At 72.8% G+C, this 11,953-nt stretch carries 9 protein-coding genes and 1 pseudogene; 4 read left to right on the plus strand and 6 right to left on the minus strand.

Annotated features, from left to right (window positions below; translation table 11 throughout):
- Positions 1–2: 2 nt before the first annotated feature.
- A complete protein-coding gene (locus ACFWBF_RS20270; protein WP_385603463.1) occupies positions 3–332 on the minus strand; it encodes a helix-turn-helix domain-containing protein in 330 nt (109 codons plus the stop codon).
- Positions 332–715 carry a type II toxin-antitoxin system RelE/ParE family toxin gene (locus ACFWBF_RS20275; RefSeq protein ID WP_385603466.1) on the minus strand — a complete coding sequence of 128 codons (384 nt, stop codon included), beginning with the start codon at positions 713–715 and terminating at the stop codon, positions 332–334. Before ACFWBF_RS20275 ends, ACFWBF_RS20270 begins: the two co-directional genes overlap by 1 nt.
- A 252-nt stretch (positions 716–967) precedes the next feature.
- Between ACFWBF_RS20275 and ACFWBF_RS20280 the strand changes: the two genes are divergently transcribed.
- A complete protein-coding gene (locus ACFWBF_RS20280; RefSeq protein WP_385603469.1) occupies positions 968–4,852 on the plus strand; it encodes an ABC transporter ATP-binding protein in 3,885 nt (1,294 codons plus the stop codon).
- 14 nt (positions 4,853–4,866) lie between these two features.
- Here ACFWBF_RS20280 and ACFWBF_RS20285 read toward each other — a convergent pair whose 3' ends face one another.
- Positions 4,867–5,421: an EF-hand domain-containing protein gene (locus ACFWBF_RS20285; RefSeq protein ID WP_385603472.1), complete on the minus strand. Its 555-nt coding sequence runs from the start codon at positions 5,419–5,421 to the stop codon at positions 4,867–4,869.
- 174 nt (positions 5,422–5,595) lie between these two features.
- Here ACFWBF_RS20285 and ACFWBF_RS20290 point away from each other — a divergent pair, with 174 nt between their 5' ends.
- Positions 5,596–6,030, plus strand: coding sequence for a hypothetical protein (locus tag ACFWBF_RS20290; RefSeq protein WP_385603475.1), 435 nt, complete (start codon positions 5,596–5,598; stop codon positions 6,028–6,030).
- 84 nt (positions 6,031–6,114) lie between these two features.
- Complete coding sequence (locus ACFWBF_RS20295) at positions 6,115–7,557, plus strand: S28 family serine protease (RefSeq protein WP_385603478.1); 1,443 nt, start codon at positions 6,115–6,117, stop codon at positions 7,555–7,557.
- Positions 7,558–7,617: 60 nt separating this feature from the next.
- Here the strand turns inward: ACFWBF_RS20295 and ACFWBF_RS20300 are convergent, their stop codons facing one another.
- Together ACFWBF_RS20300 and ACFWBF_RS20305 are read right to left on the minus strand one after the other, a co-directional pair.
- Positions 7,618–9,480 (minus strand): glycoside hydrolase family 3 protein, encoded by a 1,863-nt coding sequence (locus ACFWBF_RS20300; protein ID WP_385603481.1) that lies wholly within the window; start codon positions 9,478–9,480, stop codon positions 7,618–7,620.
- Positions 9,481–9,490: 10 nt separating this feature from the next.
- Positions 9,491–10,447 carry a LysR family transcriptional regulator gene (locus ACFWBF_RS20305; RefSeq protein ID WP_385603484.1) on the minus strand — a complete coding sequence of 319 codons (957 nt, stop codon included), beginning with the start codon at positions 10,445–10,447 and terminating at the stop codon, positions 9,491–9,493.
- A gap of 105 nt (positions 10,448–10,552) precedes the next feature.
- On the opposite strand from ACFWBF_RS20305, the gene ACFWBF_RS20310 reads away from it, so the two are divergent.
- On the plus strand, positions 10,553–11,488 hold the full coding sequence (locus tag ACFWBF_RS20310; protein ID WP_385603487.1) for an EamA family transporter: 936 nt from the start codon (positions 10,553–10,555) through the stop codon (positions 11,486–11,488).
- On the opposite strand, the pseudogene ACFWBF_RS20315 reads toward ACFWBF_RS20310, so the two are convergent.
- Positions 11,439–11,939: pseudogene (locus ACFWBF_RS20315) on the minus strand (GNAT family N-acetyltransferase); the annotation flags it as partial. The gene ACFWBF_RS20310 and the pseudogene ACFWBF_RS20315 sit on opposite strands and share 50 nt — an antisense overlap.
- Positions 11,940–11,953 lie beyond the last annotated feature (14 nt).

Consider the following 11,953-nt stretch of genomic DNA (forward strand, 5'->3'; position numbering starts at 1 on the left):
GCTCAGGCGGCGCTGAACACGACCTGCGAGGTCTCCCCGACCAGCTTGAGGTTCAGCTCGGAGTCCATGGCCCGTGCCAGCCGTGCCAACAGCGGCACGGTCGGCACGGTCCCGCCGAGCTCCAGCTTGGACACCTGCGGCTGAGTCATCCCGGCCCGCCGCGCGAGCTCGATCTGCGAGATCCCGAGCTCGGTCCGCCGGTCGTAGACGGCTTGTCCGAGTTCGAACGCCAACCGGATCTCCTCGCGGCGCCTGGCCGTCTCCGGGCTCTCGGAGAAGCCCTCGGCGATTGCCTTGTCCCGGGTGAGCTTCCAGCGTGCGTGGCTGACCATTACGAGATTCCGTCCTTCGTGTCACGAAAGTAGATATCGGTTGCCGGCCCGTGCTCGGCCTCGCAGTGTTGCTTGGCGATCCAGGCCCGGGCCACTTCGCGATCCTCGCGCTGTCTTGTCTTCCGGAAGACGGTCAACAGCACCACCCGTCGACCGGGGGCGAGCCAGTAGGAGATGCGTACGGCAGCGCGGTCGTGGCCGAGGCCGAACCGAAGCTCTCGTACCCCGTCGCCCAAGTGCCGGGAGTACGGCTCGCCAAGAGTGGTCGGGCTGTCCAGCAGCAATCCGACCGCATGCTCGGCGACCAAGTAGTCCGCGTCGGAGAGGTTCATCAGCCAAAGCCGGACCTCCGGCTCGATCGCGATGTCGAATGGCTCGTCCATATATCGGAACGTATAGATGCTTCAGTGTATGGCCGGCCGGAACGGCAAGGAATCCCTCGCGTGGGTGAGGACCGCTTGTCGCATGACGGCGCCAGCGCGCCGCTGCCGGACGGCCCTGCGCGCCGTCGCCCGGACGGGTCAGGCGGGCGTGCGCGGGGTCGGGCAAGGCCGTTCGATTGTTGCGGCGGGATGAAATCCGCCGGTCGGGGCGTTGGGGGTGGCGGTAGGACACGACCAACGGGGAGGCACCACGTGGTGGCGGCAGAGACGGCAGCCGAGGCAAGCAAACCGGGCTGGGGCAGGCGGCTGGCCGCCTACACCTGGCGCTACAGGCTCAACGTACTGCTCGCGCTCGGGTCCTCCCTGGCGGGCATGGCCGTCATGGCGGTCGTGCCGCTGGTCACCAGGGTGATCATCGACGACGTCGTCGGGGACAAGACCAAGGACATGGCGCCCTGGGCCGGGATGCTCATAGCCGCGGCCCTGCTCGTGTACGTGCTGACCTACATACGCAGGTACTACGGCGGACGCCTCGCCCTCGACGTGCAGCACGACCTGCGCACCGACATGTACGACACCATCGCCCGCCTCGACGGGCGCCGCCAGGACGAGCTGTCCACCGGGCAGGTGGTGGGGCGGGCCACCAGCGACCTCCAGCTCATCCAGGGCCTGCTCTTCATGCTGCCCATGACCATCGGGAACTTCCTGCTCTTCGGGATATCCCTCGGGATCATGCTGTGGCTCTCGCCGCTGCTGACCCTCGTCGCGCTGCTCATGGCCCCCGCCCTCTGGTTCATCGCCAAGCGCAGCCGCAAGAAGCTCTTCCCCGCCACCTGGTACGCCCAGGCCCAGGCCGCCGCCGTCGCCACCGTCGTCGACGGGGCCGTGACCGGCGTACGCGTGGTCAAGGGCTTCGGCCAGGAGGAGCAGGAGACCGGCAAGCTGCGCGCCGTCGGCCGCCGGCTGTTCGCCGGGCGGATGCGGAGCATCCGGCTCAACTCGCGCTACACCCCCGCCCTTCAGGCCGTGCCCGCGCTCGGACAGGTCGCCATGCTGGCCCTCGGCGGCTGGATGGCCACCAAGGGCCAGGTCACCCTCGGTACCTTCGTCGCCTTCTCCACCTACCTCGCCCAGCTCGTCGGACCCGTCCGCATGCTCGCGATGGTCCTCACGGTCGGACAGCAGGCCCGCGCCGGCGTGGAGCGCGTCTTCGAGCTCATCGACACCAAGCCCGTGATCGAGGAGGGCGACCGCGAGCTGCCCGCCGACGCCCCCGCCACCGTCGAGTTCGACGACGTCGTCTTCGGCTACGACCCCGAGCGGCCCGTCCTCGACGGCTTCTCGCTCTCCATCGCCGAAGGCGAGACCATCGCCGTCGTCGGCGCCTCCGGCAGCGGCAAGTCCACCGTCTCGCTGCTCCTGCCGCGCTTCTACGACGCCGACCGCGGCACCGTCCGGGTCGGCGGCCACGACGTGCGCGAGCTGACGTACGAGTCCCTGCGCGGCGCCATAGGCCTGGTGCCCGAGGACTCGTTCCTGTTCTCGGACACCATCCGCTCCAACATCGCCTACGGGCACCCGGACGCCACCGACGAGCAGGTCGAGGCCGCCGCCCGCGCCGCCCAGGCCGACGGGTTCATCGCGGCCCTGCCCGCCGGGTACGACACCAAGGTCGGGGAGCAGGGGCTCACCCTCTCCGGCGGCCAGCGCCAGCGCATCGCGCTCGCCCGCGCCATCCTCACCGACCCCCGCCTGCTCCTCCTCGACGACGCCACCTCGGCGGTCGACGCCCGCGTGGAGCACGAGATCCACGAGGCGCTGCGGTCCGTCATGGCCGGCCGCACCACCCTGCTCATCGCCCACCGCCGCTCGACCCTCGGTCTCGCCGACCGGATCGCCGTACTCGAACACGGGCGGCTCGCCGACATCGGTACGCACGAGGAGCTGGAGCGCCGCTCCGCCCTGTACCGCAGGCTCCTGACCGACCCCGACGCCCTCGGGGCGGCCTCCCCGCGCACCCCCGACGCGCCCGCGATGGCCGAGTTCGAGCGCGATCTCGACCGGGACCTCGAACGCGACATCGAGCTCGAGGCCGAGATCGACTCCGAGCCGGTGAGCGCCAAGCGCCGGGTCAGCGACGGGGTCACCCCCGAGCTCTGGCGGCGCAGCGAGGACAAGCGCAGCGAGGACAACAAGCGCAGCGAGGGGCAGGACAAGACGGCCGCCGCCCCCGCCGCGGGCAGCGGCGCGCCCGGCGCCGGGCACTCCATGGCCGGCGCCGTCGCCGGGATGCCCGCCACCCCCGAGCTGCTCGCGCAGGTGGCCGCGCTGCCGCCCGCCGACGACACCCCCGAGGTGGACGAGGCGCGCGCCGCCGCCCCGGAGGAGAGCTACGGCCTGCGCCGCCTGCTGGGCGGTTTCTGGGCGCCGCTCGCCATCAGCCTCGGGCTCGTCGCCGTCGACGCGGGTTCCGGGCTGCTGCTGCCGGTCCTGATCCGGCACGGCATCGACAAGGGCGTCACACAGGCAGCCCTCGGCGCCGTCTGGGTGGCCGCCGGGCTCGCCCTGGTGGTCGTCGTCGCTCAGTGGGCCGCGCAGTTCGCCGAGACCCGGATGACCGGGCGTACCGGCGAGCGCGTGCTGTACGCCCTGCGCGTCAAGATCTTCGCCCAGCTCCAGCGGCTCGGCCTCGACTTCTACGAGCGCGAGCTGACCGGCAAGATCATGACCCGGATGACCACCGACGTGGACGCCCTGTCCAGCTTCCTGCAGACCGGGCTCGTCACCGCCGTCGTCTCCGTCTTCACCTTCTTCGGCATCCTGATCGCCCTGCTCGTCCTCGACGTCGAGCTCGCGCTGATCGTCTTCGCGACCCTCCCCGTCCTGGTGCTCGGCACCTTCGTCTTCCGCCGCAAGTCGGTCGCCGCCTACGAGCTCGCCCGCGACCGGGTCAGCCTGGTCAACGCCGACCTCCAGGAGTCCGTGTCCGGGCTGCGCATCGTCCAGGCGTTCCGCCGGGAGGGCTCCGGCGCCCGCCGCTTCGCGGAGCGCAGCGACTCGTACCGCGAGGCCCGGGTCCGCGGGCAGTGGCTGATATCGGTCTACTTCCCCTTCGTGCAGCTGCTGTCCTCCGGGGCCGCGGCGGCCGTGCTGATCGTCGGCGCGGGCCGGGTGGACTCCGGCACGCTGACCACCGGCGCGCTGGTGGCGTACCTGCTCTACATCGACCTGTTCTTCGCCCCCGTCCAGCAGCTGTCCCAGGTCTTCGACGGCTACCAGCAGGCCACCGTCTCGCTGGGCCGTATCCAGGGGCTGCTGCGCGAGCCCACCACCACGCCGCTCGCCGCCGAGCCCCGCGAAGTGCCCGCCCTGAGCGGGGAGATCGCCTTCGAGGACGTCCGCTTCGCCTACGGCACCGCCGAGGAGCGGGGCGAGAAGGGCGAGGCGCTCGCCGGGATCAGCCTGCGGATACCCGCCGGGCAGACCGTCGCCTTCGTCGGCGAGACCGGCGCCGGCAAGTCCACGCTGGTCAAGATGGTGGCCCGGTTCTACGATCCGACCTCCGGGCGGGTCACCGCCGACGGCGCCGACCTGCGCGACCTCGACCTGACGGCGTACCGGCACCGGCTGGGGGTCGTCCCGCAGGAGCCGTACCTCTTCCCCGGGACCGTCCGCGACGCCATCGCCTACGGGCGGCCCGAGGCGAGCGACGCCGAGGTGGAGACGGCCGCGCACGCGGTCGGGGCGCACGACATGATCGCCACCCTCGACGGCGGCTACCTGCACACCGTCGCCGAGCGCGGCCGCAACCTGTCGGCGGGCCAGCGTCAGCTGATCGCGCTGGCCCGCGCCGAGCTCGTCGACCCGGACGTGCTGCTGCTGGACGAGGCCACGGCCGCGCTCGACCTGGCCACCGAGGCGCAGGTCAACCATGCCACGCAGCGGCTCGCGGGCAAGCGCACCACCCTGGTGGTGGCGCACCGGCTGACCACCGCCGCGCGCGCCGACCGAGTCGTGGTGATGGACCGGGGCCGGGTCGTGGAGGACGGTACGCACGCCGAACTCCTGGCGCGCGGCGGCCGGTACGCCGAGCTGTGGCGCACCTTCGCCGGTGAGGACGAGCGCGCCGCGGCCTGAGCCCGGCCGGGGCCTCAGAGTTCGCCGAAGAGCAGGTTGCCCGGGGCGTCCTCGTCGTTGCCCGTGTAGTACTCGCGGACGGCGACGAGGAGTTCGTCCACGGACAGGTATCCGTCGTGGTTCAGGTCGATCCTCGCGAAGAGCGCGTCCGTGTCGGCGGGCTCCAGCTTCGTGCCGAAGGCCAGCTGGGCCTTGTGGAACTCCTCGGGGCTGATGTGCCCGTCGCCATTGGTGTCGACGACCGTGAGGATCGCCTGCATCATCGGCCGCAGCGACCGGTCGTAGGCCGCGCCGCCGCCCTGGTACAGCCGCGTCATGCCCAGCTTGTACTCCTCGGGCGTGACCTTGCCGTCCCGGTCCATGTCGAGCTCGGTGAACAGGTCCTGCCAGAAGTCCGCGAGCCCGGCCATCACGCGCTCGGCCTTGGGCGAGTCGGCCGGCTCGTCGAGTGCGTCGAGCAGCCGGGATCCCAGCGCGATGATGTCGCTCGCGTCGATGACCTGGTCGGAATTGACGTCCAGGTGCCGGAAGGCGCGGTCCAGCTTGCGGTCGAGCAGGTCGTTCGTCATGGAAGTGCCCTTTCGTGGGTAACTGGTTACTCAGCGTAATCTCCCGGCCCCCTCTGAACTTCCGTATGGGCGCGGGGGGTTGCGGATCCACCCGTACGAGGTCACCGGAGTCGAGTCCTTGCGCACCACAACCTTCCGGCAGGCTCCGGCGTCGTACGTGCGTACGTACGCCGTGTGCGCGACCGAACGGGGGGCGGGGTGCTGCTGAGGCGGGGGAGGCGGGGTCGGCGGGTCGCCGGCCTCGGGGTGTTCGCGGGGGCGCTGTGGCTGAGCGCTGCCGGGCTGTTCGCGGCGCCGCCCGCGCAGGCGGCCCCGCCCGCGACCGGGGGCTGCGCGGGCCGGCTCGTCAAGGCGCTGCCCTTCGCCACGGGCGAGGTGCGCGTGTACAAGACCCGCACCCGGGCCTGCGCGGTGACCGTGGCCCACGGCCCCGGCGGGCGCCGCGCGATGGCGGTGAGCATTCAGCCACGCGGCGGCGCCCCCGTACGCGATGCGGGGCAGTTCGTCCGGCATGCCGGTCCTGTCGCCGTGCCCGTGATCAACCGCTGTGTGTATGTAAAGGGCGGCGTGGCGGGCGGATCGGTTGATTCCGGCTGGATTCTTTGCTGACGCTGCGGCCCAACAAGGTCTGTTCAGCGGCGTGTTGACCCGACTAGGTTCACGGCGACCGAAGTGAACTCAAGGGGAGTGTGCATGCGCAAGACGCTCGGATGGCTGCTGTCACTCGTGGTGCTGATCGGCACCATGGGTGCGGCAAGCTTCACGGCTCAAGCGGCCACCGCCGCAGGGCCGGCCGCCGCCACGGACATCAAGGACCAGATCCTCGCCATTCCGGGGATGAGCCTGATCGAGGAGAAGCCGTACCCCGGCTACCGCTTCTTCGTACTGAACTACGAGCAGCCGGTCGACCACCGGGCGCCGTGGAAGGGCACCTTCAAGCAGCGTCTGACCCTGCTGCACAAGGACGTCTCCCGGCCGACGGTCTTCTTCACCTCCGGCTACAACGTCAACACCAGCCCGCGCCGCAGCGAGCCGACGACCATAGTCGACGGCAACCAGGTGTCCCTGGAGTATCGATTCTTCACGCCGTCCCGGCCCGACCCGGCCAACTGGGCGAACCTGGACATCTGGCAGGCCGCCAGCGACCAGCACCGCATCTTCACCGCCCTCAAGAAGATCTACAACAAGAACTGGCTGGCCACGGGCGGCAGCAAGGGCGGCATGACGGCCACCTACTTCGAGCGCTTCTACCCGCGCGACATGGACGGCGTCGTCGCCTACGTCGCGCCGAACGACGTGGTCAACAAGGAGGACTCGGCCTACGACCGGTTCTTCGGCAAGGTCGGCACCAAGGAGTGCCGCGACAAGCTCAACGCCGTGCAGCGCGAGGCGCTCGTACGCCGTGAGCCGCTGGAGGCCAAGTACGCGGCCACCGCTGCCGAGAACGGCTGGACCTTCAACACCGTCGGCACCCTCGACAAGGCCTACGAGGCCGTCGTGCTCGACTACGTGTGGGCCTTCTGGCAGTACAGCCTGCTCGCCGACTGCGCCGCCATCCCGGCAGCCGCCACCGCGAGCGACCAGGAGATCTGGGACACCGTCGACACGATCTCCGGCTTCTCCGCCTACGCCGACCAGGGCCTGGAGACGTACACGCCGTACTACTACCAGGCGGGCACGCAGCTCGGTTCGCCCGACATCAAGCAGCCCCACCTCAAGGGCCTGAGCCGCTACGGCTACCAGCCGCCGCGCAACTTCGTCCCCCGCGACATCCCCATGACCTTCCAGCCGGCCGCCATGGCGGACGTGGACACCTGGGTGCGGGGCAACGCCCACCAGATGCTCTTCGTCTACGGGCAGAACGACCCGTGGGGCGCCGAGCCGTTCCACCTCGGCTACGGGGTGCACGACAGCTACGTGATGATCGCGCCGGGCGCCAACCACGGTGCCAGCGTCGCCAAGCTGCTGGACGACGAGAAGGCCCTGGCCACCGCGAAGATCCTGCAGTGGGCCGGGGTGGCCCCGGCCACCGGGCTCTCCGCGGACGGCGCCGCACCCGCGGCGGCGCCGCTGGCGAAGCCGGACCCGCAGCTCGACCAGGTCGACCTGCGCCGCGAGCCGATGCTGCGGCCGTAGTCGCCGTAGTCGCCGTAGTCGCCGCAGTCGCGGCGGCGCCGGTTGCCGCCGGGCCGCGGGCTAGTACGTCAGCCCGTGGCCCAGCGGGTAGCGGCCCGGCACCGGGACCGGGAGGCGGCCCGAGGGCCGTACGGCCCCGGTGAGCACCCGGGCCGCCGCCCGCAGCTCCACGTCCGTCCAGGAGTACGTCGCCAGCTCGGCCGCGCACGCGGGCAGCCGGGCCGCGTCGTACGGATTGCGGATCGCCACCAGCACCACCGGGACCCCGGTGGCCAGCAGCCCCGCGACCAGCGCACGCTGCGGACTGTCCCCCTCGGGGACGTTGTACGTGCACACCAGCGCGGCCGCGTGACCCGCGGCCGCCGCCACCGCACGCTCCGGCGCCACGGCCGTCGCCCGGCAGCCCAGCGCGGACAGCTCCCGGGCCAGTACCTCCGTAGGGGGTCCGGTCGTACCCGTGGGGGAGGCCGGGTCGGTGCCCGTCACCAGCAGCAGGGGCCGGGCCGCCGCGTCCAGCGGCAGCAGCTTCACCGGGTTGGCCAGCAGGGTCGTCGTCCCGGCCGCGATCTCGTCGGCGGCGGCCAGGTGCTGCGGGATCCCGACGACCGCGGCCACCTCCGCGGCCGACCCCTCCGCCGTATACGGGCGGCCGAACAGGCCCCGGCGGGCCTTGAGTTCCAGGATGCGCAGCACCGACTCCTCGATCCGCGCCCGCGACAGCTCGCCCGACTCCACCGCCGCCAGCACGCTGCGCACGGCCAGCCCCAGGTCCGGCGGGTTCAGCAGCTGGTCGCAGCCGGCCTTCAGGGCCAGCACCGGGACCCGGTCGTCCCCGTACTTCTGGCGGACCCCGGCCATGTCGAGGGCGTCGGTGACCACCACCCCCCGAAAGCCGAGGCGTTCGCGCAGGATCCCGGTGACGATGGGCCGCGAGAGGGTTGCCGGATCCCGTGACGGATCGAGCGCGGGGAAGACGATGTGCGCCGTCATCACGGCGTCCACGCCCGCCTCCACCGCCGCCCTGAACGGCGGCTCGTCCAGCTCCTCCCACTGCGCGCGGGTGTGCCGCATCACCGGCAGCCCGACGTGGCTGTCGGTCTCGGTGTCCCCGTGGCCCGGGAAGTGCTTGGCCGTCGCGGCCACCCCCGCCCCCTGGTAGCCGCGCACCTGGGCGGCGACCAGGGCCGCCACGGCGCCCGGGTCGGCGCCGAAGGACCGTACGCCGATCACCGGATTGGCCGGGTTGACGTTGACGTCGGCCACCGGCGCGTAGTCCTGCCGGACGCCCATCGCGGCCAGTTCGACGCCCGCGATCCGCGCGGCCCGGCGGGCCTCGGCGGCGGAGCCGATCCCCCCGTACTGCGCGCCGAGCGCCATCGCGCCCGGGAGCAGGGTCGCGGGCTTGCCGATGCGGGCGACGATGCCGTGCTCCTGGTCGGTGGAGATCAGCAGCGGCACTCCAGCGCCGGAGTCCGCGGCCGCCCGCTGGAGGCCGCCCGACAGCTGCGCGATCTGTGACGGGGTACGGGTGTTGTGGGCCCAGGCGAAGTAGACGATCCCGCCGAGGTGGTGGCGGGAGACCAGCTCGGCGGCGGTGCGCACCCCGAACAGCGCCGTGTTCCGCTCGGCGTCCGCCGGGTCGGGATCGGTCGCCGAATGCCCGTACACCCGGGACACGAAGAGCTGCCCGACCTGCTCGGCCAGGCTCATCCGGGCCACCAGGCCGCGCAGCTCGGCCTCGTCGGGCCGGTGCCCGGCCGGCCGGTCCCGGCGGGGCGGGCGGTCGCCGGGGCGCGGGTCGGCGGGCCGCGGGTCTTCGGGCGCCGGGTCGCGCCCCACGGCGGCGGAGGCGGCCCCGGCGGCCGTGGCGGCGGCCACTGCGGCCACGGCGAGCAGGGTCCGGCGGGAGGCTGGGTACGGCACGCGCCGGACCCTACTGCCGGGCCGCCCCGCCGCGGCCGCGGACACTCGGGAGGTCCCCCGGAAGGGGTGCCGTGTAGCCCCAGTGCTCCTGCAAGGTGCGTACGGCCTCGGTGATCGCGGGCCGGCGGGCCGCCCCCGTCCGCCACAGGGCGTACAGCCTGCGTACGGGCCCCGGCTCCAGCGGTACGGCCACCGCGCCCGGCGGCAGCGCCCCGGTGCCCAGCCGCGGCACGACCGCCACCCCGAGCCCGGCCGCGACCAGCGCGACGATGGTGTGGTTCTCCTCGGCGACGTGCGCGATGTCGGGCTCGAACCCGGCCGTGCGCAGGGTCCGCATCAGCCAGTCGTGGCAGACCCGGCCCGGCGGCTGGCACACCCAGCGCTGCCCGCCCAGATCCGCCCGCCGGATCACCGCCCGGGAGGTGAAGGCGTGGCTCTCGGGTACCACGAGGTCGCAGCGGTCGTCGCCGATCACCGCCTGCTCCACGCCCTCGGGGGCGGGCAGCGGGGCGATGTCCCAGTCGTGCGCGACCGCGAGGTCGGTGACGCCCCGGGCCACCAGGTCCACCGAGAGGTGCGGGTCCACCTCCGTCAGGCGTACGTCCAGCGCGGGATGACGGCGCGCCAGGTCGGCCAGCACCCCCGGCAGCAGCCCGCGCGCCGCCGAGGCGAAGGCGGCCACCGTCAGCAGCCCGCTCGGCTGCCCGCGGCGCTCCTCCAGGGTGGTCTCGGCGCGCTCCACGATGGCCAGCAACTCCTGGGCCGTGTCGGAGAGATGGCGGGCCTCCTCGGTGAGCGCGACACCGCGCCCGCGCCGCTCCAGCAGCGTGGTGCGGGTCTCCCGCTCCAGCTTGGCGATCTGCTGCGAGACGGCGGAGGGGGTGTAGCCGAGGGCGGCCGCCGCGCCCGCGACCGAGCCGTGGACGGAGACGGCGTGCAGGGCGCGCAGCCGGGAGAGGTCGAGCATGCGGCCATCCTAGGCGGCAGCGCGCCCCACTCGTAAGCGCTGCTTCATCCAACCCGGAAGGGATCCGCGCTGGTGCTACATGGTCCTGGCGCCGATGCTCGGAGCATGCGTCCCGTACACACCGCACTCGCCGTGCTCGTCGCCGCCGTCTGGGGCGTCAACTTCGTCGTCATCGAGATCGGCCTCGACCACTTCCCGCCCCTGCTCCTGTCCGCGCTGCGCTTCCTCGTCGCCGCCCTGCCCGCCGTGTTCTTCGTCGGACCGCCCAAGGTCGCCTGGAAGTGGATCGCCGGCGTCGGAGTCGCCCTCGGCATCGCCAAGTTCGGACTGCTCTTCACCGGCATGGCCGAGGGGATGCCCGCCGGGCTGTCCTCCCTCGTGCTCCAGATCCAGGCCGTCTTCACCGCCGTCCTGGCCGCCGTCGTCCTGCGCGAGCGGCCGGGCCGGGTCCGGGTGGCCGGCATGGGCGTCGCGCTCGCCGGTATCGCCGTCGCCGCCGCCGACGGGGGGACCTCCGGGCCGGTGCTGGGCTTCACCCTGGTCGTGGCGGCCGCCGCCTGCTGGGGCGTCTCCAACGTGCTGACGCGCAGGGCCGCGCCGCCCGACGCCCTGAACTTCATGGTCTGGGTGTGCACCGTCCCGGTGCTCCCGCTGTTCGGGCTCTCGCTGCTGGTGGAGGGGCCCGAGCGGGACCTCGCCGCGCTGCGCGCCCTCGACTGGTCCGGGGTCGCGGTGATCGGGTACGTGGCCTGGGTGTCCACCGTGTTCGGCTTCGGCGCCTGGGGGTACCTGCTGCGCCGCTACCCGGCCTCCTCCGTGGCGCCCTTCTCGCTGCTGGTCCCGGTCTTCGGGATGTCCTCGGCCGCGCTGGTGCTCGACGAGGGGATCTCGGGGCTGCGCTGGCTGGCGGCCGTCCTGCTCGTCGGCGGGGTGGCGCTCACCTCGCTGGCCCCCGCGCGCGCTTCGAACCGTACGGGGGTCGGTTCGGGCGTCAGCGCGGGGAGTCCTCCTGTAGCGGCAGCCTCCAGTCCTGCCCCGTGAGGGCGACGCCGTACGAGCGGTGCGGGCGCTCGGCGACCAGGGTGAAGCCGGCGCGCTCGTAGAGGGAACGGGCCTCGCGCAGCACGTCGTTGGTCCACAGCACCAGCTCGCGGTAGCCGACCGAACGGGCGAAGGCGGCCACGGTGTCGACCAGCAGGGCGCCGATGCCGTGGCCGCGGCCCGCCGGCTCCACCAGCAGCAGCCGCAACCGCGCGGTGCCGGGGGAACCCTCCTCGCGCACGCACATCACGGAGCCGACCGGGCGGCCGTCCAGCTCGGCGATCCAGACGCGCTCCAGGTACGGGTCGTGGTCCTCGGCGAAGTCCGCGACGATCCGGGCGACCGAGCCCTCGAACTCGCTGTTCCAGCCGTACTCGGCGGCGTAGAGCGCGCCGTGCCGCTGCACGATCCAGCCCAGTTCGCCGGGCGCCGGGTCCCGCAGCCGCACCTGTGCACCGGGGTTGT

Source organism: Streptomyces sp. NPDC060028, from assembly GCF_042736725.1.
Taxonomy (GTDB): Bacteria; Actinomycetota; Actinomycetes; order Streptomycetales; family Streptomycetaceae; genus Streptomyces.